16 protein-coding genes are annotated in these 22,008 nt (G+C 73.3%); 13 read left to right on the top strand and 3 right to left on the bottom strand.

Annotation, left to right across the window (positions count from 1 at the left end):
- The 6 genes from MMF94_RS04920 to MMF94_RS04895 all read left to right on the top strand — a co-directional run.
- On the top strand, positions 1–522 hold a 522-nt coding region (locus MMF94_RS04920), incomplete at its 5' end, for a molybdopterin oxidoreductase family protein (RefSeq protein ID WP_241035027.1).
- 105 nt (positions 523–627) lie between these two features.
- Positions 628–2,133: an FAD-dependent oxidoreductase gene (locus MMF94_RS04915; protein WP_277398648.1), complete on the top strand. Its 1,506-nt coding sequence runs from the start codon at positions 628–630 to the stop codon at positions 2,131–2,133.
- Positions 2,130–4,661 carry a nitrite reductase large subunit NirB gene (gene nirB, locus MMF94_RS04910; protein WP_241035026.1) on the top strand — a complete coding sequence of 844 codons (2,532 nt, stop codon included), beginning with the start codon at positions 2,130–2,132 and terminating at the stop codon, positions 4,659–4,661. The genes MMF94_RS04915 and nirB overlap by 4 nt, the downstream gene beginning before the upstream one ends.
- 34 nt (positions 4,662–4,695) lie before the next feature.
- Complete coding sequence (gene nirD, locus MMF94_RS04905) at positions 4,696–5,055, top strand: nitrite reductase small subunit NirD (protein WP_241035025.1); 360 nt, start codon at positions 4,696–4,698, stop codon at positions 5,053–5,055.
- A gap of 8 nt (positions 5,056–5,063) precedes the next feature.
- Positions 5,064–6,254, top strand: coding sequence for a uroporphyrinogen-III synthase (locus MMF94_RS04900; RefSeq protein WP_379660403.1), 1,191 nt, complete (start codon positions 5,064–5,066; stop codon positions 6,252–6,254).
- Complete coding sequence (locus tag MMF94_RS04895; RefSeq protein WP_241035024.1) at positions 6,251–6,937, top strand: sirohydrochlorin chelatase; 687 nt, start codon at positions 6,251–6,253, stop codon at positions 6,935–6,937. The genes MMF94_RS04900 and MMF94_RS04895 overlap by 4 nt, the downstream gene beginning before the upstream one ends.
- A gap of 96 nt (positions 6,938–7,033) precedes the next feature.
- On the opposite strand, the gene MMF94_RS04890 is transcribed toward MMF94_RS04895, so the two are convergent.
- On the bottom strand, positions 7,034–7,318 hold the full coding sequence (locus MMF94_RS04890; RefSeq protein WP_241035023.1) for an MGMT family protein: 285 nt from the start codon (positions 7,316–7,318) through the stop codon (positions 7,034–7,036).
- A 4-nt stretch (positions 7,319–7,322) separates the two neighbouring features.
- The gene (locus MMF94_RS04885; protein ID WP_241035022.1) at positions 7,323–8,096 is read right to left on the bottom strand and encodes an alpha/beta fold hydrolase; all 774 of its coding nucleotides are present in this window, start codon (positions 8,094–8,096) and stop codon (positions 7,323–7,325) included.
- A gap of 66 nt (positions 8,097–8,162) precedes the next feature.
- Between MMF94_RS04885 and MMF94_RS04880 the strand changes: the two genes are divergently transcribed.
- The 6 genes from MMF94_RS04880 (at position 8,163) to MMF94_RS04855 (ending at position 20,064) form a co-directional block, all read left to right on the top strand.
- A complete protein-coding gene (locus tag MMF94_RS04880) occupies positions 8,163–11,528 on the top strand; it encodes an ATP-dependent helicase (protein WP_338104161.1) in 3,366 nt (1,121 codons plus the stop codon).
- 177 nt (positions 11,529–11,705) lie between these two features.
- Positions 11,706–12,647 carry a glycoside hydrolase family 16 protein gene (locus MMF94_RS04875; protein ID WP_241035021.1) on the top strand — a complete coding sequence of 314 codons (942 nt, stop codon included), beginning with the start codon at positions 11,706–11,708 and terminating at the stop codon, positions 12,645–12,647.
- A gap of 81 nt (positions 12,648–12,728) precedes the next feature.
- Positions 12,729–16,064: an ATP-dependent DNA helicase gene (locus MMF94_RS04870; RefSeq protein WP_241035020.1), complete on the top strand. Its 3,336-nt coding sequence runs from the start codon at positions 12,729–12,731 to the stop codon at positions 16,062–16,064.
- Between the two features lie 689 nt (positions 16,065–16,753).
- On the top strand, positions 16,754–17,872 hold the full coding sequence (locus MMF94_RS04865) for a gluzincin family metallopeptidase (protein ID WP_241035019.1): 1,119 nt from the start codon (positions 16,754–16,756) through the stop codon (positions 17,870–17,872).
- Positions 17,869–18,582 (top strand): DUF6875 domain-containing protein, encoded by a 714-nt coding sequence (locus MMF94_RS04860; RefSeq protein ID WP_241035018.1) that lies wholly within the window; start codon positions 17,869–17,871, stop codon positions 18,580–18,582. The genes MMF94_RS04865 and MMF94_RS04860 overlap by 4 nt, the downstream gene beginning before the upstream one ends.
- A gap of 30 nt (positions 18,583–18,612) precedes the next feature.
- The gene (locus tag MMF94_RS04855) at positions 18,613–20,064 is read left to right on the top strand and encodes a glutathionylspermidine synthase family protein (RefSeq protein ID WP_241035017.1); all 1,452 of its coding nucleotides are present in this window, start codon (positions 18,613–18,615) and stop codon (positions 20,062–20,064) included.
- Positions 20,065–20,068: 4 nt separating this feature from the next.
- Here MMF94_RS04855 and MMF94_RS04850 read toward each other — a convergent pair whose 3' ends face one another.
- Positions 20,069–20,599: a DUF1697 domain-containing protein gene (locus MMF94_RS04850; RefSeq protein WP_241035016.1), complete on the bottom strand. Its 531-nt coding sequence runs from the start codon at positions 20,597–20,599 to the stop codon at positions 20,069–20,071.
- 118 nt (positions 20,600–20,717) lie between these two features.
- Between MMF94_RS04850 and MMF94_RS04845 the strand changes: the two genes are divergently transcribed.
- The gene (locus MMF94_RS04845) at positions 20,718–21,827 is read left to right on the top strand and encodes a saccharopine dehydrogenase family protein (protein ID WP_241035015.1); all 1,110 of its coding nucleotides are present in this window, start codon (positions 20,718–20,720) and stop codon (positions 21,825–21,827) included.
- Positions 21,828–22,008 lie beyond the last annotated feature (181 nt).

Genomic DNA, 22,008 nt, shown 5'->3' with positions numbered 1-22,008 from the left:
CTCGACGCGGGGGAGGCCCTGCACTGGCCGTGCCCGGCCCGCCCTCCCGGCGAGGAGGCCCACCCCGGCAGCCCGCGCTTGTTCACCGAGCGGTTCGCCCACGCCGACGGCCGGGCGCGGCTCGTGGCCGTCGATCACACGGACGCCGCCGAGCTACCGGACGCCGAATACCCGCTGCGGGCCACGACGGGCCGGGTGCTGGTGCACTACCAGTCGGGCGCGCAGACCCGGCGCGTTCGGGAGCTTGCCGGGATCGCACCGGAGTCGTTCGTCGAGGTGCACCCGGAGACGGCGGCCCGCGCCGGCCTCGCCGACGGTGAGTGGGCACGAGTGGTGTCCCGGCGGGGCGCGGCGACGGCCAGGGTGCGGTGCGTGCCGACGCTGCGACCGGACACCGTGTTCCTGCCGTTCCACTTCGGCGCCGGGCAGGCCGCGAACCTCCTCACCAACCCGGCACTGGACCCGATCAGCCGCATGCCGGAGTTCAAGGTGTGCGCGGTGCGGCTCGAACGGGAGTCGTGACCCGTGGTTCGCTCACGGCTGCAGCCTGGCGATGTGCGGTCCGGTTTACGCATGTGTCACGCACGGTCCCGCTGGTGTAACTGGGGCTACTTACCGTCGGGTGGCGTGAGCGAGCTTGGCGAGCGAACCATCAGGCACAGCAGCAGACGCGTGGTCGTGGTGGGGCACGGCATGGTCGGTGCCCGGTTCGTCGAGGAGGTGCGGCGCCGGGACCCCAAGGGTGCCCGGGTCCGGCTCACCGTTCTCGGTGCGGAGCCGCGCCCGGCCTACAACCGTGTGCTGCTGTCCACGGTGCTGGCCGGTGGACTCTCGGCGCCTGCGGTGGAGCTGCACCCGGCCGGATGGGCGGCCCGGTCGCGGGTCGACCTGCGTACCGGCGTCACCGCCACCGCGATCGACCGCGACCGCCGCATCGTGCGCACCGACGCCGGCAGCGACGTGCCCTACGACGAGCTCGTGCTCGCCACCGGCAGCCGCGCCTGGCTGCCCCCGATCGACGGGATGTCGGATCCGAGCGTCGTCACCTTCCGCGATCTCGCCGACTGCGAGCGGATCATCGACCTCGCCCATCCCGGAGCGCGGTTCGCCGTGCTCGGCGGCGGGCTGCTGGGGTGCGAGGCGGCGCGCGGGCTGGTCGCGCGTGGCGTGGACGTGACGCTGGTCCACCCGAAGCCGCACCTGATGGAACGCCAGCTCGACGGCGGTGCCGGCGAGGTGCTGGCCGGCACGCTGCGCAGGCTCGGCGTCGACGTGCTGCTCGGGCGTACCGCCGTCGCCTGGGAAGCCGGCGGCGGGCTGCGCTGCACCGGTTCGGCAGTGCCCGGGGACGAGTTCGTGACCGCCGACGCGCTGGTGGTCGCGGCCGGGGTGCGGGCCGAGACGGGCCTCGCGGCCGATGCCGGTATCGCCGTGGACCGCGGGGTGCTCGTCGACGACCGCCTCGGGACGTCCGACCCGCGGGTGCACGCGATCGGTGACTGCGCCCAGCACTCCGGCGCGGCGGCCGGTCTGGTGCAGCCCGGCTGGGAGCAGGCGGGCGTGCTCGCCGACCTGCTCACCGCCGAGGACCCCGCTGCCCGTTATCGCGGCACCCCGCCGGTCACCCGGCTCAAGGCCCGCGACGTCGATCTCGCCACCGTGGGCGACCTGGGCGCCCTCGACGGCCCTGGGGCCGAGGTGCTGCGCTTCGCCGACCCCGTCGGTGGTCGTTACGCCAGCCTCGCCCTGCGCGGAGACCGTGTGGTGGGTGGCGCCATGATCGGGCTTCCCGACGCGGCCGCGTCGATGATCCAGTTCTACGACACCGGCATGCCGGCCCCGGCCGACCGGCTCGGGCTGCTGCTCGGCCGGGCACTCCCCGGAGCACGGGAGACCGCCGACCCCGGACATCTCCCGGCATCCGCGGTCGTCTGCCGCTGCAACACGGTGACGAAGGGCGCGCTCGTGGCCGCGTGGCGCGCGGGCGCCACCGACGTCCCGGCGCTGAGCCGCGCCACCCGCGCCGGCACCGGGTGCGGGAGCTGTGGCGACACGGTCCGCGGGATCTGCGCGTGGCTGGCCGAGAGCGACCCACCGGTGATCAGCCCCGTTCGAGAGGAGGGAGCCGCATGAGCAGCGTCAACCGCCGCGATCTCGTCGTCGTCGGCAACGGGATGGTCGGGCACAGGCTGGTCCAGGACCTGCGGGACCGCGACACCGAGGCAACCTGGCGGATCACGGTGCTCGGTGAGGAGCGCAGGCCGGCCTACGACCGCGTCGCGCTCTCGTCCTACGTCGACGGGGTGAGCGCCGAGGAGCTGACGCTGCCCGTACTCGACCCGCTGGTGGACCTGCATCTCGGGGACCCCGCCGCCTCGCTGGACCGCGACGCGCGGCTCGTGCGCACCGCGTCGGGCCGGGAACTGCACTACGACGCCCTCGTGCTGGCCACGGGCTCGGTTCCGTTCGTGCCGCCCGTCCCGGGGCGCGACCTGCCGGGCTGCTTCGTCTACCGCACGCTCGACGACCTCGACGCGATCACGGCAGCCGCCCGTGACGCCATGGCTGCAGGCCGGCCGGGCCGCCGGTCGGCAGTCGTGGTCGGGGGTGGCCTGCTCGGGCTCGAGGCGGCACGGGCCCTGCGATCGCTCGGGCTCTCGCCGCAGGTCGTCGAGATCGCTCCGCGACTCATGCCGGTGCAGGTGGACGAGGGCGGCGGAGCGCTGCTGCGGCGGCTCGTGGAGAACGAGGACCTGGCCGTCCGGTGCGGGGTGTCGGTCACCGGGATCGCGGAGCACCGCGGCCGGCTCGTCGCGAGCCTGTCCGACGGCATCGAGCTCGACGCCGACGTCGTGGTGTTCTCCGCCGGGATCCGGCCGGCCGACGCGCTGGCCCGCGCGGCAGGCCTGCCGATGGGGGAACGCGGCGGGGTGCTGGTCGACAGCCGGTGCCGCACCGCCGACGAGTACGTCTGGGCGATCGGTGAGGTGGCCGCGCTGGAGGGCCGCACCTACGGCCTGGTCGCGCCGGGGTACGCGATGGCCGAGGTGGTGGCCGACCGGCTGCTCGGCGGGTCCGCCACGATGACGGCGGCTGCCCTGGACATGTCCACGCAGCTCAAGATGCTCGGCGTCGACGTCGCGAGCTTCGGCGACGCCCACGCCACCAGCGCCGGTGCGCTGGAAGTGGTGGTCAACGACCCGGTCGCGGGCACGTACGCGAAGCTCGTGGTGAGCGACGACGCGCAGACGCTGCTGGGCGGGGTGCTGGTCGGCGACGCGTCCAAGTACGCCACGCTGCGCCCGCTCATCGGGAGCCCGCTGCCGGCCGATCCGGTCGCGATGATCGCGCCCGGCGGGGTGGAGCTGGGCGCCGACGCGTTGCCCGACACCGCGCAGATCTGCTCGTGCAACGCGGTCACCAAGGGAGCGATCTGCGGCGCGATCAGCGGTGGGGCGCACGACGTGGGCGCCCTCAAAGCGTGTACCCGGGCCGGCACGAGCTGCGGGTCGTGCGTCCCGGTCCTGAAGAAGCTGCTCGCCCAGGCGGGCGTCGAGCAGTCGACGGCGCTGTGCGAGCACTTCGCCCACAGCCGCGCCGAGCTGTTCGAGATCGTCGCGGGTGCCGGGGTCCGGACGTTCTCCGAGCTCGTCGAGAAGCACGGCACGGGCCGCGGCTGCGACATCTGCAAGCCCGCCGTCGCGTCGATACTGGCGTCGCTCGGCCGGGGCCACGTCCATGACGGCGAACAAGCGGCCCTGCAGGACACCAACGACCACTTCCTCGCCAACCTGCAGCGCAACGGCACGTACTCGGTGGTGCCGCGGATCCCGGGCGGTGAGATCACGCCGGAGGGCCTGATCGTGATCGGCGAGGTGGCCCGCGACTTCGGTCTCTACACGAAGATCACCGGCGGCCAGCGGATCGACATGTTCGGCGCCCGCGTCGAGCAGCTCCCGGCGATCTGGCGCCGGCTGGTGGACGCGGGGTTCGAGTCCGGTCACGCGTACGGCAAGGCGCTGCGCACGGTGAAGTCCTGCGTGGGCACCACGTGGTGCCGCTACGGCCAGCAGGACTCGGTGGGCCTCGCCGTCGCGCTGGAGTTGCGCTACCGGGGGCTCCGGGCCCCACACAAGTTCAAGTCGGGCGTCTCGGGCTGTGCGCGTGAATGCGCGGAGGCCCGGTCGAAGGACTTCGGGATCATCGCCACCGAGCAGGGCTGGAACCTCTACGTCGGTGGCAACGGCGGCTTCACTCCGCGCCACGCCGAGCTACTCGCCTCCGACCTCGACACCGAGTCGCTCGTGCGGCTGGTCGACCGGTTCCTCATGTTCTACATCCGCACCGCCGACCGGCTGCAGCGCACGTCGGCGTGGATCGAGGCGATGGAGGGCGGTCTCGACCACCTCCGCGCGGTGATCGTCGACGACTCCCTGGGGATCTGCGCCGACCTGGAGGAAGCCATGGAGGCACACATCGAGGGCTACGCCGACGAGTGGCGCGGCGTGCTCGAGGACCCGGTCAAGCTCGAACGGTTCGTCTCCTTCGTCAACGCGCCCGACGCGCCGGACCCGACGATCAGCTTCGTGACCGAGCGGGGGCAGCCGGTGCCGGCACCGCGGGAGCCGGTCGTCGTCGGGATGCCGGGGGTGCGGGGATGACCGCCGACGTACGTACCCCAGCGGAGGCGGAGTCATGACCGACACGGTGGAGATCTCGACGGCCACCGCACTGCGGTGGCGGGCGGTCTGCCGGTACGAGCAGCTGCAGCCCGAGCGCGGCGTCGCCGCCCTGTTGGACGATGTGCAGGTGGCCCTCTTCCGCACCCACAGTGGTGCCGTGCACGCCATCGGCAACATCGACCCGTTCTCCGGTGCCGCGGTGCTCTCGCGCGGCATCGTCGGCGACCGCGGCGGTGTGGCCACCGTCGCATCGCCCGTGTACAAGCAGGTGTTCGACCTGGTCACCGGCCACTGCCTGGACGATCCACGGATCAGCGTGCCGGTCTACCCCGTCCGGGTCGCGGACGGGCTGCTCGAGGTCGGACTAGCGTGAGCAGCGCTGTGAGCACCATTTCCCCTCCCGCCGAGGTGCCACCTCTGGCGGGCTTCACCGTCGGCGTCACGGCCGCGCGCCGCGCCGACGAGCTCGCCACGATGCTGGAGCGTCGGGGAGCCGTCGTGCAGCACGGTCCCGCGTTGCGGATCGTCCCGGTGGCCGACGACACGGAGCTCGCCGACGCCACGCGCGCCCTCATCGCCCGCCCGCCCGACATCACGGTGGCCACCACCGGCATCGGCTTCCGGGGTTGGGTGGAGGCGGCCGACGGCTGGGGGATCGGTGAGGATCTTCTGGCCGCGCTCGGCTCCGGCAAGCTGATCGCCCGTGGCCCGAAAGCTCGCGGCGCCATCCGCGCGTCCGGTCTGGTGGACACCTGGTCACCGCCGTCGGAGTCGTCCGCCGAGGTACTGGACTACCTGCTCGACGGGGCGTGCGACGGCCGCGGTGTCGACGGGCTGCGCATCGCCGTCCAGCTGCACGGCGAGCCACTGCCCGACGTGGTCGAGGCGCTCACGGTGGCGGGCGCGGAAGTGATCGAGGTCCCCGTCTACCGCTGGATGCCGCCCGTCGACATCGGGCCGCTCGACCGGCTGATCGACGGGGTGCTGGCCTCCTGCGTCGACGTCCTGACGTTCACCAGCGCCCCAGCCGCGGCAAGCCTGCTGGCCAGGGCCACCGAGCGAGGGCTGCGCGAGGAGCTGCTCACCGCCCTGCGTGGCCCGGTGCTGTCGGTGTGCGTCGGTCCCGTCACCGCGGCACCGCTGGAGGCCGTCGACGTCCCCACCGTGCAGCCGCACCGCTCGCGGCTGGGCGCCATGGTGCGGCACCTGGAGGCCGAGATGCCCGGGCGGGTGCGCAGCCTCCCCGTGGCAGGGCACTGGCTGGAGCTGCGCGGGCACGCCGTGCTCGTCGACGGAGTGCTGCGCGGTGTACAGCCCGCCGGGATGGCGCTGCTGCGTGCGCTCGCCCGCCGGCCCGGCCGGGTGGTGGCACGATCGGAGCTGTTGCGGGCGCTCCCCGGTGGGAGCGGCGACGAGCATGCCGTCGAGACGGCGATGGCACGTCTTCGCACGGCGCTGGGCGAACCGAAGCTCGTGCAGACAGTGGTCAAGCGGGGATACCGGCTGGCCCTCGACCCGGCCATCGGCGCCGGCTCCGGCGGGGGCCACTGCCTGAACGCGGATTCCCGGTGAACCTCCTGCTGGTCGCGCACGGCACGCGGGATCCGGCGGGTGCGGTCGTCACCGAGCGGGTGGCGGCACAGGCTGCAACGGCGCTGGGAGTGCGGGTGGCGCCGTGCTTCGTCGACGTGCGGCGGCCGAGCCCGGCCGACGCGCTCGCCGAGCTTCCGGGCCCGTGCGTCGTCGTGCCGATGTTCCTGGCCGCGGGCTACCACGTGCGCGTCGACGTGCCGGCGCAGCTCGCCGCCACCGGCCGCCGGGACGTGCTGCTCGGACAGGCTTTCGGCCCGGATCCCGCGCTCGTCACCGCGGCCGCCGACCGGCTCGCCGAGGCAGGCGCCTGCCCGGACGACGCCGTGGTGCTGGCCGTGGCGGGGTCCAGCGACCCGTACGCACAGACCGACGGTGCGAAGGCCGCGCGCCGGCTCGGGCGCGCGCTCGGGCGCCCCGTCACGCTCGCCACCATCGCGACCGGCGGGCCCCGGGTGAGCGAGGCCGTGGCCGCGCTGCGGGCCGGCGGTGCTCAGCGCGTGGCGGTGGCGTCGTGGCTGCTGGCTCCGGGGCTGTTCCAGGGGCACCTGCACGAGTGCGACGCCGACGTGGTCGCCGCGCCGCTTGCCGACCACAGGGCAGTGCTGGACCTGGTCGTGAACCGCTACCGCGCGGCGTCGGCCACGAACACCCGCACCGCCTGACGCCCGCGCCGCCCTCGCCCGCGACATGGACACACGTCGCTGATTCACGCGCGTCCGAACAGCGACACGTGACCATGTGGTGCCGGGAGGAGCGGGTCAGCGGGCGCGGCGGGCAGGGCGGGGCAGGCGGCCGTCCACCAGCAGGACGCCCTCGGCGCGGAGCCGGGCGCTCTGCTCCGCGGCGATGTGCGGGGCACACGTCCCGTCCGCGCGGAGCACCCGGTGCCACGGCAGGTCGTGGCCGTCCATCGCGAGGATGCGCCCCACGAGCCGGGGCGAGCGCAGGCCCGCGCGGGCGGCCACCTCGCCGTAGCTCGCCGTCTCGCCCGGCGGGATCGCGAGCACGATGGCCCGCACCCTCTCGACGGTCTCGTCGTCCACGCGATCAGGGTGTCAGGAACGCGCGCATCGCGTCAGCGACCTCCGCAGTGCGGTCCAGGTAGACCATGTGGCCTGCGTCGATCTCCGTGACGGTGAGCGCGTCGCCCAGCTCGGCGCGGCAGGCGTCCACCCAGGACGGGCTGACGAAATCGGCCTTCGTGGCCGGCAGCAGGAGCGTGGGCGTTCCGGCGGGCGGGGTGAGTGCCGCCCTTGCCATCTCGCTCCAGGCGACGACCACGGCCGAACCGCAGTAGCGGTACCGGAAACGGTCGCCGTCGGCCACGAGGTGCTCGGCGAGCTCGGCGTCGACGAGCTCGTCGGCGATGCCCTCCCAGCGCTGCGCCCGGTCCGCCCGCGCGGTGGCGAGGTCGGGGAAGGACTGGTCGGCGCGGCTCTCCTCGGCCGTCTCCAGCATGTCCTGGGGGTCGAGTCCGATCGCCGGGTCGAGCAGCACCAACCGCTCCACCCGCTGCGGCGCGGTGCGGGCCAGGTGCACGGCGATCGCGCCGCCGAAGGAGTGGCCGGCGACGGCGACGCGCTCGAGCCCCAGGGCGTCGAGCACGGCCAGTGCGTCGGCGACGTGCTGCTCGATGTGCCACGGCGGTGTCCAGGGGGAGCGCCCGTGGCCGCGCAGGTCCACCGCGATCAGCCGCAGCTGTGGAAGTGCGTCGGCGAGTACCTGCCAGCGCGCGGAGTGGCCGGTGACGCCGTGGAGGGCGAGCACGGGCACCCCGTCGGAGGGGCCGAAGGCGCGGACGTGGAGCGGCGCGGCGGTCACCCCCTGATCGTGCCAGCCGACCTCCCCGCCGTCTCGCCGTCGGGGGGCCGTGGTTGCATCGCTCGCGTGTCCCGTCCTGATCGCCCCGTGGGGGCCGCCGCACTCGCGCCGGGGCTCGTCCGCAGGCCGCGTGTGGCGCCGGGTGAGCTGGTCTGGGACGACGCCGCTCGGCGGGTGCTCGTCCACGGCTCGGGGCCGCTGCGGGTGGTCGGCGGGCCGGGCACGGGCAAGACCACGCTTCTCCTGGCGAGCATCGCCGCGCGGATCAAGGCGGGTGCCGATCCGGAGCGCACGCTCGTGCTGGTCGGGAGCAGGCAGGCGGCGGGGGATCTGCGCGAGCGCCTCGGCGACATGATCCACGGCGACGGCGGCGAGGTCGAGCGCACCTCGCGCGAGTCGCTCGTGCGCACCGTCCACTCCTACGCGTTCGGGGTGTTGCGGCTGCACGCCGCACGCCACAGCGACCCGCCACCGCGGCTGCTGGCGAGCGCCGAGCAGGACGCGGTCGTGCGCGACCTGCTGGCGGGCGAGATCGCCGGTCCGGACCACGGGGGAGTGGCCCACTCGGGCTGGCCCATGCGGCTGCGTCCCGCCCTCGGCCTGCCGGGCTTCGCCGCCGAGCTGCGGGAGCTGCTGCTGCGAGCCGCCGAACGCGGCCTTGGGCCGGACGAGCTCACCGAGCTGGGCACGCGCCACGACGTGGCCGAGTGGGCGGCGGCAGGCCGGTTCTTCCGTACGTACGAGCACGTGATCCTGTTGCGCGGGGCCGCGGGCCGCGGTGCGCCCCAGGCCACCGCCCCCGCGCTCGACGCCGCCGAGCTGGTGTCGGCGGCGCTGGACGCACTGGCGTCCGACCCCGAACTGCTCGCGGCGGAGCGCGAGCGCGTGCGCCACCTGGTCGTCGACGACGCCCAGGACCTCGACCCGCAGCAGATGGAGCTCGTGCGCGCCCTGGGCTCCACGGCGAGCAGCGTCCTGCTGGCCGGCGACCGGGACCAGGCCGTGCTCACCTTCCGCGGCGCCGACCCCGACGGGTTGCGTGCCGTCGACGCCGAGACGGTTGTGCTCACCGTCGACCACCGCAGTGCCCCCGCCGTGCGGGCCGCCGCCTCGCGGTTGGCCGCGAGGCTGCCCGGCTCCGGTGAGGGGCGCGGGCGGTCCGCGCCCCCCGGCGAGCCCGACGGGCCGGAGGGGGCGGTGCTGGTGCGGGTGTTCGGTTCCGCGGCCCAGGAGGCGGGCTGGGTGGCCGACCAGCTGCGCCGCGCCCACCTGACCCAGGGCGTTCCGTGGTCGCGCATGGCGGTGCTGGCGCGCTCCACCCGGCTGTCCCTGCCCACGTTGCGACGGGCGCTGCTGGCCGCCGGCGTGCCCGTCGCGGCGCCGCCCGACGAGCTCCCGCTCGCCCGCCAGCCCGCCGTCGTCCCGCTGCTGATGGTGCTGCGCTGCGCCATCCGTCCCGACGACCTGGACGCCGACGCGGCCACCGCCCTGCTCACCTCCCCGCTCGGGTCGGCGGATCCGATGCGGCTGCGCCGGCTGCGCCGCGGGCTGCTGCGGTTGCATGCCGGGAGCCGGCCCACCGCCCCCGCGCAGGCGTCGGAGACCGACGCGGAACAGTCCCAGCGCCCGGTCGACGTCGAGCGGTCCGGGAGCGACCCTCTGCTGGTCGAGGCGCTGCAGTCGGCGGCGCACGGGCGGCCCGACCCACTCGTCGCGCTCCCGCCGCAGGAGACGGCACCGCTGCGCCGGGTCGGCACGCTGCTCGCCGTCGCCGGGCACGCAGCCCGCGACGGCGAGAGCGCGGAGGAGGTGCTCTGGCGGGTGTGGCAGGCCTGCGGGCTGGGGCCGAGGTGGAGCGAGGCGAGCGCGCGCGGCGGCCCGGTCGGCGCGGCGGCCGACCGGGATCTCGACGCCGTGCTCGCGCTGTTCGACGCCGCCGCGCGGCACACCGACCGGCTACCCGGGGCCGGTGTGGCGAGCTTCCTCGAATACCTCGCCGACCAGCAGCTGCCCAGCGACACACTGGCTCCGCGGGCCCCCAGGGGCGAGGCGGTCGCGCTGCTCACGGCACACGCCGCACGCGGGCGCGAGTGGGACGTCGTCGCCGTGCCCGGGGTGCAGGAGGGCAGCTGGCCCGACCTGCGGCTGCGCGGCAGCCTGCTCGGCAACGAGCGACTGGTCGACCTCGTCGCAGGCGTGGCCGAGCCGGGCCGGGAGACGGTGTCACGGCTTGCGCCCCTGCTCGCCGAGGAACGGCGCCTGTTCTACGTCGCGTGCACGAGGGCGCGGCACACGTTGCTGGTCAGCGCCGTCCAGGGTGAGGACGAGCAGCCCTCGCGCTTCCTCGACGAGCTCGACCCCGTGCCGGCCACCCAGGCCGACCGGCCGGTGCACCGGCCGGGCCGCTCGCTCGTGCTCGCCGAGCTGGTCGGCGAGCTGCGCAGGGCCGTGTGCGAGCCGGACACCGGTGACGACCCCGCGGTCGCCGAGCGGCGGCACCGTGCAGCCGTCCAGCTGGCCCGGCTCGCCGCGGCCGGCGTACCCGGCGCGCATCCCGACGACTGGTACGGGCTCGTCCCCGTCTCCAGCGACGCCCCGCTGCGCACGCCAGGGGAGATCGTGCCGGTGTCGCCGTCGGACGTGGAGAAGATCGTCCGGTGCCCGCTGCGGTGGGTGCTGGAGCGGCACGGCGGCAGCGAGGTGGGCGCGCTGGCCGCTGTCACGGGTTCGCTCGTTCATGCACTGGTCCAGGCGAGCGCGGCAGGCGCTGACGGCGCCGAGCTGGAGGGCGCGCTGCGTTCGGCGTGGTCGCGCCTCGACGCCGGGGCGCCCTGGTACGGCCGCCGGGAGCTCGCCAGGGTGCGCGGAATGCTGGCGGCGTTCGACGGCTGGGTGCGTTCGAGCCGGGCCGAGGGGTTGCGGCTGCTGGCCGTCGAGCAGCCGGTGCAGCTCGACCTGGCGGGCGACGAGCCGGGCGGCGACGGGGAAGGCGCCGTCGGGCCGTGGCTTCGGCTGCGCGGGCGCGTCGACCGGCTCGAGGTCGACTCCGCCGGGCGCCCCGTGGTGGTCGACGTGAAGACCGGCCGCACGGCCGTGAGCGGGCGGGTGGCCGCCGGGCATCCGCAGCTGGCCGTCTATCAGCTCGCCGCCGCGCTCGGTGCGTTCGGCGAGCTGCTCGAGCCCGGGGCCCGCCCGGGTGGAGCACGGCTGGTCTACCTCGCCGACCAGAAGGCCGACGGGCAGGCGAAGGAGCCGGTCCAGCCACCGCTCGACGACACCGAGCTCGCCCGCTGGGAGGACGTGCTGCGCCACTGTGCCGACGAGACGTCCGGGGCACAGTTCATCGCCCGCATCGGCCCCGACTGCGACCGCTGCCCGGTGCGGGTCGCGTGCCCTGTCAATGGGTCCGGCCGCCAAGTCACCCAACCGTAGTTCCGTCCACCGAATGCCGCGCTGACCTGGACACACGCAGTGAGGTTCATGGTGCAACAGGGACCCATGTGACTCTCTTGGGTGGGTGCTTCGAGGAAGATCGCCACTCCCGGTAGGGTCGTCCAGCACGCTGGCGCTCTCGATCGCTCCCTTCTCCGGCGTGCCGCAGGAGGTGCGGTGTCCCGGTTGGCGAGACGGATGCGGTTCTTCGTCCTATGGGCCGGGCTTGCCGTCCTGCTGGCGGCGTGCGCGAGCGGCCCAGGGCCGAGCACCGCCGCACCGGACAATGCGCCCGACCTGTTCGATGCTCTGCCGACCACCACCGTGGCTCCGACTCCGACGGTCGCCCCCACCACCACCCCGGCGCCCGAGTCCGCCCGGCCCGCGGCCAGTCAGGGCCGCTCCGGCGGCCACGGCGAGGGCTCGGGGTCCGGTGGCTCCGGTGCGGGAGGCAAGGACACCAAGTGGGCACCGGCCGGCGGCGACGAGTTCAGCGGCTCCGAGGTGGACCTGAAGAACTGGACCCTCTACGACAGCGTGGGCGGTTTCGGCAACGGCTACCGCAGGCCGGAGGCGATCAGCCAGTCCGACGGCTCGCTCAAGATCACCGCCAGGGACGACGTCTCCGGTGGCATGGCCCAGAACGTCGGGCAGCTCTACGGGCGCTGGGAGTTCCGGGTCCGCACCGAGAAGGGCCGGGGCTTCGGCTCCGCGATCCTGCTCTGGCCCGACTCCGAGAAGTGGCCTGAGGACGGTGAGCTGGACATCATGGAGGTACCGGGGGAGAACCGGGATCTCGCGCACTTCGTGGCGCACTGGGCCGACGAGAACGGCGACGACACCGTCAACGGCAAGGCGATCCCCGGTGACTTCTCGCAGTGGCACACCTTCGCGCTCGAATGGCTGCCCGACCGGATCACCTGGTACGTCGACGGCGTCAAGCAGTACGAGAACAAAGACAAGACCGTGATCCCGACGAAGCCCATGCACCTCACGATCCAGCTGGATCAGGGCCCCAAGAAGGACTGGATCATGGCTCCGGACGACACCACCCCGGATGAGATCAACCTCGAGGTCGACTGGGTGCGCGTCTACAAGGCGGACATCCCCACCCCGTAGTCGTACGAGCGGCGCGTTCGGTTCGTCCCACTGGGGGGCTCCGCCTCCTGGGGTGTCGGAGCGCTGGGGTAGAACACGGGCGTGGAGCTCACCCCGCATGCGCTGGCCGTCGCGCTCGGGGTGCCCCCGCCCACCGAGGAGCAGGCCGCGGTGATCGCGGCTCCTGCCCGCCCGGCGTTGGTCGTCGCCGGGGCAGGGGCGGGTAAGACCGAGACGATGGCGGCGCGGGTCGTCTGGCTCGTCGCCACGGGCGAGGTGCTCCCGGAGCAGGTGCTCGGCCTCACCTTCACCCGCAAGGCCGCCCAGCAGCTCGGCGCCCGCGTGCGGTCCCGGCTGCGCCGCCTCGCGGGCTCCCGGCTGCTCGACGAGCTCGACCCGAGTGGCGAGCGGCGGGTGGCGGTGCTGGCCGGCGAGCCCACCGTCTCCACCTACCACGCCTACGCCGGGCGACTGGTGGCCGAGCACGCGCTGCGGCTGCCCGCCGAGCCGGCAGCGCGCCTGCTCGGCCAGACCGCGTCATGGCAGCTTGCGCACCGGGTGGTCACGAGCTGGGCGGACGACCTCGAGGTCGACCTCGTACCGGCCACCGTGACCGAGCGGCTGCTCGCGCTGGCCGGGGAGCTGGGAGAGCACCTGGTCGACCCCGAGGCGGTGCGGCTGCACGCCGAGCGGCTGGTGTCGGCGCTCACCACGGCCCCGCCGGGCAAGCGGCAGCGGGCGGAGCCGTCGCAGACCTACCAGAGGTGGGTGTCCGCCCAGCGGCAGCGGGCGGCGCTGCTTCCGCTCGTGGAGGCGTTCGGAGCGCGCAAGCGGGCGGAGCGGGCCGTCGACTTCACCGACCAGCTCGCGATCGCCGCGCACGTCGCCGCCGAGCACCCCGAGGTGGGAGCAGCCGAGCGGGCCCTCTACCGGGCGGTGTTGCTCGACGAGTACCAGGACACCGGCCACGCCCAGCGCGTGCTGCTGCGTTCGTTGTTCGGCACCCCAGAAGGCGAGCCGGTGCGGGCCGACGGACCCGCGGTCACCGCCGTGGGCGACCCCTGCCAGTCGATCTACGGCTGGCGCGGCGCCAGTGCGGGCAACCTCGTCAGGTTCCGCACCGACTTCCCCGCCTCCGACGGCCTGGCGGACGAGTACGGGCTGCTCACGAGCTTCCGCAACCCGCCGGAGGTGCTGGCGCTGGCCAACAGGGTCTCCGCACCGCTGCGCTCCGCACCAGGGGCGGTCGGCGTGGGGGAGCTGCGGGCCGGGCCTGCGGCGCGAGCCGGGCACGTGCGGGTGGCGCTGCTCCCCGACGTCGCCTCCGAGATCGACTGGATGGCCGACGGCATCGCCGACCAGTGGCGCCACGCGGAGGACGCCGGTGAGCAACCGCCCACGTCGGCCGTCCTGGTGCGGCGGCGTGTCGACATGGACCCCATCGCAGCGGCACTGCGGGCCCGCGGGCTGCCGGTGGAGGTCGTCGGGCTCGGTGGGCTCCTGGACACGCCCGAGGTTCGGGACCTGGTGAGCGCCCTGCGGCTGGTCGCCGATCCGCTCGCCGGCGCGGCGGCCGTCCGGCTCCTCACCGGGGCGCGCTGGAGGCTCGGCGTCGCGGATCTCGCGGCGCTGTGGCAACGGGCACGGGAGGTCGTCCCCGCACAGCCCCCGCGTCCCGGGCCGCTCTCTCCCGCCGAGCTGGCGCTCGGGGCGCTGCCGGGTGAGCAGGCCGAGCAGGCTGGGCTCGTCGACGCGCTCGACGACCCCGGTCCCGCCGCGCGATACACACCCGAGGGCTTCGAGCGGATCACCCGGCTGGCGCGCGAGCTCGGCTGGTTGCGGGCCAGAGCGGCCGCCCCGCTGACCGACCTCGTGGCCGATGCCGAACGGGTGCTGCTGCTCGACGCCGAGAGCATGGCGCGTCCCGGTCCGGTCGGCCGCGCGCACCTGGACGCGTTCGCCGACGTCGTGGCCGACTTCGCCTCCGGCGCCGAGGTGGCCACCCTGCCCGCGCTGCTGGACTTCCTGGAGACGGCCGAGAAGGCCGAGGAAGGGCTCACGCCGGGCGAGGTCGAGGTCGCCCCGGACCGCGTGCAGGTGCTCACCGTGCACGCGGCGAAGGGCCTGGAGTGGGCGGTGGTCGCCGTCCCGCACCTGGTCGGGCAGGTCTTTCCCGGACGCAAGATCAGCGGCATCTGGCTGACCAACGCGGCGGAGCTGCCCGTCGAGCTGCGTGGCGACTCGGCCGACCTGCCCGAGCTCCATCTCCCCGAGGGGGGCGACCGCAAGCAGCTCGAGGACGCCCTGAAGGCGCACTCCGAGGCACTCGACGATCGGCGGCTCACCGAGGAGCGCCGGCTGTTCTACGTGGCGCTCACCCGCGCCGAGCACGTCCTCCTCGCATCGGGGCACCGATGGGGCACGGCCGGTGATCGTCCGCGGCAGCCCTCGGAGTTCCTCGAAGAGATCGCCGCGGTCCACGAGCCGGAGCACTGGGCCGAGGAGCCGGGGCCGGGTGAGGTCAACCCGGCGAGCATCGAGCAGCCGGCAGGGCTCTGGCCCGACGACCCGCTGGCCGCGCGAGCGGCGGCGGTGCACGCGGGCGCGGCGCTCGTGCGGTCGGCTCTGCGCGAGCTCCACGACGTGCGGTCCGCGAGGGCCGCGGCGGTCGAGCCCGGGGCCCAGCTGGCGCTGCCGGCGACTGCCGACGCGGTCGCCGATCTGCCCGACGAGCCCCCGGAGGACGAGGAGTCGGCCGACCCCGAGGGCTGGGCCGCGGACGTGGACGTGCTTCTCGCTGAGCGAGCGGCGGCGCGGGCCCGGCCCACCGCGGTACTGCCGCCGCAGGTGTCCGTGAGCCAGCTGGTCGAGCTCGCGGCCGACCCCGCCGCGCTCGCCGCCCGGTTGCGCCGCCCCCTCCCGCTTCCACCGAATCCGCACGCGCGCCGCGGCACCGCGTTCCACGCGTGGCTGGAGCAGCGGTTCGGAGCAGCGCAGCTGCTCGACATCGACGAGCTGCCCGGAGCGGCCGACGAGGGCGCCGCTCCCGACGACGCGCTCGAGGAGCTGCAGGAGGCGTTCCTCAGCTCGGAATGGGCCGACCGGCGGCCCGTCGAGATCGAGGTGTCCTACGAGACGGTGGTGGCGGGCATCGCGGTGCGCGGGCGGATCGACGCCGTGTACGCCGATCCGGACGGCGGCTTCACGGTGGTGGACTGGAAGACGGGCGCGCTGCCCGACGAGTCGCGGATGCCGGCGCTCGCGGTGCAGCTGGCGGCGTACCGGCTGGCGTGGGCCGCGCTGGCGGGATGCCGGCCGGAACAGGTCCGGGCGGCGTTCCATTTCGTGCGGCATCACGTCACGCTGCGGCCGGTCGACCTGCTCGACGCCGCGGGGCTACGGGGGCTCGTGCTGTCGGTGCCGGCCGTACCGGTGTGAGGCCGGACCCGTCAGTTTCTGAATCATCAGTAGCGGGCAGGCCCAGCGTCTGATCGACGCGCCGTCCTGATCCTTCAGGACGATCTTCCGTGAATGATGTCCGTATTTTGCTTCGCCGGCGCATGCCGCCCGCACGGCGTTGCCTGGACCGCCGTTCGGGCGTCGATCGCTGCCGACAAATGCGCGCTCACCACCCGCCGGCTGCCCGACGACTTGCACGCCCGCCAAGGAAGAGTAAACATGTGAGGTGTCATCAGGGGGGACGACAATCAGTAGTGTGTCCTTCGCCGCGGGTTATGCCGAGTAGCTCGGAGCGATCGGCACACCGAAAAGATCACGGGACGTTCAGGGCGAGGAGCAAAGCGAACTTCGCATCACCTGGCGAGATCGCGGACAGGTGGATGGGCCGCTCCTCTCAGCGGTAACAGGATCGCTCGCCGCCCCGAGCAGAGGCCGTGTGTGGCTGATTCAGCACGATGCACCGATACCGCCGGCCGCAGCAGATCGAACATTGGCGTCGCAAGCGGCGTCGCTGCGGCTTCGCAAGTAGCCGATATTGGCCACACCCGTGGCGGAAGCCAGTTTCGACCACCTGTACGAGAGGTATGGATGCAACAGCTCGGGAATATCAGTTGTGGTTGTCGCACCTGCGGCGCGGTCGATCTCGGGTTGTCGCCCGCCGGGCCGACATGACCCGCGCGGCCGTTTATCTCCCCGACGGGTACGGCGCGTCCGAGGGGCGCGCCGGGCCGGGACGGCTCGGAGAAGTCGAGTTGGATGTCCTGGAGGTCGGGTCGGCGCAGGTGGTGATGCGCGAGGCCACGGTCCGAGACGAGCGCGACGGGACGTTGTTCACCGGCGGCAGCGGAGAGTTGGTGTTCGATCCTTCCGGCGGAGGTGGTCCGTGGGCCGGTGCGGCGGCCGAGCGGGCGGCGCGGGCGTTCGGAGTGGTCAACACGGCGTTCCACGCCCAGCGGGCGCTGCGGTATGTCAGCAGGTTGCTGGGGCATCCGCTGCCGCATCTGCTGATCCGTATCGGAATGCACGAGCAGTCGCGCCCGTGGTGTGGTGGGCACTACCGGTTGCCCGGCCAAGGGGTGGGGGCCGACCCGGACGCGACCAGCCCGGCCGGAGAGGTGCACATGGGTGGCGGCGCGGGCTTCGTGGCCCGCCCCGGCGCCGGCCGCTATTTCCGTGTGCCCACACACAATCCGGCCATCATCTGCCACGAAGCCGGCCACCACGTGTGTCGGCACACCGCGGATTTCCGGCTCAACAAGCTGCGCTCACACGGGCGGCATACCAACAAGAAGACTGCCCTGGACGAAGGCACTGCCGACGTCATCACCGCAATCCTGCTGGGCACTCCCGACATCTACGGCTGGCACCGCCACGACGTCCCTGTCGCCGAACAACGCCGCCGCAGGCTCGACTCCCGCTGGACGATGGCCCATTTCCAAGGCGGCCCCGGGAGCGACCCCCACGCCGATGGCACGGTCTGGGCCTCTGCCTGCTGGAGCGCCCGCCGGCGCGTCGCCGAGACAGGCGCCGACCCGGTCCGCTTCGACACGCTGCTGCTACTCGGGATGGAGACGATCGGACGCGACCATCCTGCAGACCTGTGCACCGACGCCCTGCGCGAACGGCGCCACTTCTCCCGGCTCATGGCCGCAATGGCGCAGGCCGACCCCTCCCTCGCTCCCCACGTCCTTGCCGCCATGGCCGAACACGGCATTCATCTCGGCGTCAGCAACAACGACCTGTCCCGAGCCGCCCGAACCGGCCCCACCCGGCTGGTGGACGCATGAGCGGCGGCGAGTCGAGCACAAGGGAACCGGGGGTTTCCGTGACGGAGCAGTGCCACCCCACCACAGGTGAGAACCATTCCGACGACTACCTCGGGCTGGCCGACGCTTGGCTGCGAGAGTACGTCGCCGTCGCTGACCGAAGGGTCGGACGGTCCGGGCCGGTGTGCCCCTTCATGCCTCGGGCACTCGATCAGCACGCTGTGGAAGCCCGCATTCGATACGACATCGACGGATCCAGCGAGCAGGAACTGATCAACGAGCTGGGAGCCGAGATCAGTGATTTCGGCAGCGCGGGTCGACCATCTGGGAAGAGCGGGGTTCTTCTCGACAGCAGGCTGATAGTCATGCCGCAACTGGGTCCCGCGGGCTGGGAGCGACTGGATGCTGCGTATGCACATTTGAAGGCCTTCGCCGTCGAGTTGGGACTGATGGTCGGGCAGTTCCATCCTCGCTGCGACGAGCGGGCCGTCCGGAACTCGGATTTCCGGGTCTCCGTCGCCCCGGTCGCCATGCTCGCGATACGGCATATGGCGCCGCATGACATCCTCTTTCTGCATGGCTCGGAGCGGTGGTTCAAGGAATACGACTCACATTTCCGGTCGCACTTCGAACGGGGCCGCATACGTGACTCGCTCCTGCTCTCGCTGTATGCCGGTGCACGTGATCGGTCCGCAGACGACTCCGGCGCCGGGCAATCGTCGGCCCGCTGATGCCGTCTTCCTGGGAAAAAGGGTCACAGCATGCCTGACGAGCTTCTCGACTTCACGATCCACGACGTCTGGGATGCGCTGCCGACGCAGCTTCGGGACGAGTTCCTCGACCGCCGCTCGGCGTCGATGGGATGGAGAACCCACCCGCGCCGGGAGGTGCAGGGGAGACGCTGGGAGCCGCTCCGGCCGATGGTGATCGGAGAACGGGACTACCGCGGCCTGGGGTATCTCACCGCCCGGCTGTTGCACCTGGCCGTGGACGCGTGCCGTCGCCGCGCCTCGACGCTGGGCGAGCTCCACCAGCTACTCCGCTTTCCCCATGAGCTCCCCCTGATGGATCGTGATCGCCCGCTGGTGACCGACGAGCTCACCCGGTTCGCTCGCCCCGATCTCCTGATCGAGCAGGCGCGGCCCCGGCTTCTCGAGTTCAACAACAGCACCCGGCTCGGCGGCGGCACGACGACGCCCAAACTCGCGGAGGCCTACGCCCGGCTGTGTCCGGAGAGCGGCATGCACCCGCCGCCCTCCACGGTGACCGCGCGTTCCGCTGCGCTGGCCCGGACACTCCGAGCCGGGAACGGGAATGGCCACCCGGGCCGGCTGCTCATGCCCGCGTATCGGGCGATCAACAGGAAAACCGGTTCGGTTCAGCGCGGCAAGACGGTCACGCGAGTCATCCTGGCCGATGCCCGTCGGGTGGGTATCGACGTCGTGCAGGCCGACCTCGCCGACCTACGCCTCGACGCCGCTGGTCGGCTGCTCGCCGCCGACGAGCCGGTCGACGTCGTGCTGCTCCGGTGGGGCAGCGACCGCATCGTGGACGACGGCGGCGGACTCGCGGCGCTGCGAAGCGCCGACCGTGCCCGAACGGTCGTGTTCTTCCCACGCACGGAGTCGGCGCTCATCTCGTCGAAGGCGATCCTGGCCTGGCTTCACGAGGACTGTGATGCGGGCCTGCTCGCGGCAGCCGATCGCGCGTTGGTGCGCGCCCACGTTCCGTGGACCACATGCCTCGGCCTGGACGGCGATCCGGCCGCACAGGGGAGATTGCTGAGCACGGCGATCGACGAGCGTCACCGGCTGGTCGCAAAGCCGGCCGTCGGCAGGTCCGGAACGAATGTGTTCTTCGGAAGCCAGATGTCGAAGCAGGACTGGGCGTCAGCTGTCATCGATGCCGCCCGCGAGTCGCCTGTCGTCCTGCAACAACGCGTCGTATCCGACCGCATCACGATGCCGTTCCACGATCGGGACTCCGGCCGGCAGGTCACCTCGCAGGTGCCGTTCGTGCTCGGCCCGTACCTCGTCGACGGTGCGGCAGCCAGCGTCGCGGTACGCCACATGGGCCCGGACGTCCCTTCCCAGGACGTGGTGATCGGTGCGAGCCGAGGCGGCTACCAGAGCGCGGCCGTGCTCGTCCCGGAGGCGGCGACGGATCGGTCGACGCAGCGTCAGGAGAAACGGGGCGTTCTGAGTCGCCAGTAGCGGGCTAGAGAAGCTCGACGAGCCTCGTCATCGTGTTCCAGTTGCGGCCGGTGATGGTGATGGGGAAGCGCTTCTCCGGGAAACCGACCGGCGGCGCGGCGATCACGCCGTCAGGGCACCACTGGTAGATCACGCGCTCACCGAGCCGGGCGTTCTCGGGGTCGAGCGCGATCGGGTCGTGCTCGGCGAGCAGAGCCGGGCCGGGCGCGGGCTCCAGGACGTACACCATCATCCGCGACCCGTTCGTCACCACGTCGGCGAGCGGGTTGCCGTCGACGATCGTGCGCAGGTCGTCGTCGGTGAGCACGACGCACCGCACGTCGAGCCCGAGCCGCTCGGTGATTGCCGCCTCGATCCGCGCCGCGTGCTCGGCCGGATCGGCCTCGTCGCCGGTGAACAGCGCGTTGCCGCTGTTGAGGTGCGTGCGGACGTCCGTGTAGCCCGCGGCGCCGAGGAGCTCGCGCAGGTCGGCCATCGCCACCCGCTTGGCCTTGCCCAGGTTGATCCCGCGCAGGAGTGCGACATATCGGGGCACGCAGGCACGGTACCGGCGATCACGGATATTCACGCAGGATGGGCGAGTGCAGCTCATCGATCGTCCGGTCGCGGAAACGGGTGAGACGACCTCGTTTCCTCGGCACTAGGGTCCGGGCGTGACCGCGAGGATCGTCCTGTTCGGCGCCACCGGCTACACAGGACGGCGCACGGCTCAGATGATGGTGCAGCGGGGACTGCGGCCGGTGCTCGCCGGGCGTGACCCGGCGCGGCTGGCCGCCCTCGCCGAGCGGCTCGGGGGCCTCGAAACGGCCCGCGCGGACGTCACCGAGGAGAGCTCGGTGGCCGCGCTCGTGGGCCGGGGCGACGTTCTGGTGAGCACGGTCGGACCGTTCCTGCAGCTCGGCAGGGCCGCTGTGGCCGCCGCCGTCGCTGCGGGTGCGATCTACCTGGACTCCACCGGTGAGCCCACGTTCGTCCGCGAGGTGTTCGAGCGGTACGGCCCCGAGGCGGAGCGTTCGGGAGCGGCGCTGATCACCGCGTTCGGTGTCGACTACGTGCCGGGCGTGCTGGCGGGGGCGCTGGCGCTGCGGGCGGCGGGCGGCGCCGCCTCCCGTGTCGATGTCGGTTACTTCATCCTCGGCGGCGGACGTGGCCAGGCGTTCTCGCGGGGCACGCTCCGCTCGGTGATGGGCATGGCACTCGAGAAGAACCACGCCTGGCACGACGGCGAGCTGCGGACCGAGCCCGCGGGCGCCCGGCTCCGCACGTTCGACGTGGCCGGGAGACCGCGTCCGGGTGTGACGATCGGTGGCAGCGAGCAGTTCGCGCTGCCGCGGTGTGCGCCCGGGCTGCAGACGGTGGACGTCTACCTCGGCTGGTTCGGCGCGGCGAGCCAGGCCCTGCACGTCGCCTCGCGGGTCACGCCGCTGCTCGGGCGCGTACCGGGCGCGGCGCGGGCGCTGGCCGCGGTGGCCGGGCTCGTCACCCGCACGGCGTCGGAAGCACCGTCGGAGGAGGCGCTGGCGGGGATGCGCTCGCACGTCGTGGCCGAGGTGTTCGACGGCTCCGGCACGCTGCTCGCCCGCACCCGCCTGGTCGCGCCCGACGCGTATGCGCTCACCGCGAACCTGCTGGCGTGGGCGGCGGGCCGGGCGGCCGAGCACGGCGTGTGGGGCAGCGGGGCTCTGGACCCGGTGGCGGCGTTCGGGCTCGACGAGCTGAGGGCGGGCGCCGCGGAGTCCGGGATGGTCGAGGAGACGTCCTAGAGGGCACGATCCGGTCGACGTCATGTATCCCGGCGACGTGCGTTGCCCCCGCGTGCGGACGACGCGATGCCGCATGTCACGGTCGTCCCCGCATCGGCGGATCGTTCCCTAGCAGCACGATGACCCTGGACACGGCGGGGTCGGTCGCCGAGCGTGTCCCCACCTCCTGCGGCTACTCTCC

This window comes from Pseudonocardia alaniniphila (genome assembly GCF_022524485.1).
In the GTDB taxonomy this organism is placed as follows: Bacteria; Actinomycetota; Actinomycetes; order Mycobacteriales; family Pseudonocardiaceae; genus Pseudonocardia; species Pseudonocardia alaniniphila.
This window is presented reverse-complemented; position numbering and strand designations above follow the sequence as displayed.

What these genes read in the sequence shown, in the direction of transcription:
- nirD (WP_241035025.1), top strand. Translation starts at nt 4,696, where the DNA reads ATGACCGACACGGTGGAGATCTCGACGGCCACCGCACTGCGGTGGCGG.
- MMF94_RS04865 (WP_241035019.1), top strand. Translation starts at nt 16,754, where the DNA reads ATGACCCGCGCGGCCGTTTATCTCCCCGACGGGTACGGCGCGTCCGAG.
- MMF94_RS04860 (WP_241035018.1), top strand. Translation starts at nt 17,869, where the DNA reads ATGAGCGGCGGCGAGTCGAGCACAAGGGAACCGGGGGTTTCCGTGACG.
- MMF94_RS04855 (WP_241035017.1), top strand. Translation starts at nt 18,613, where the DNA reads ATGCCTGACGAGCTTCTCGACTTCACGATCCACGACGTCTGGGATGCG.
- nirB (WP_241035026.1), top strand. Translation starts at nt 2,130, where the DNA reads ATGAGCAGCGTCAACCGCCGCGATCTCGTCGTCGTCGGCAACGGGATG.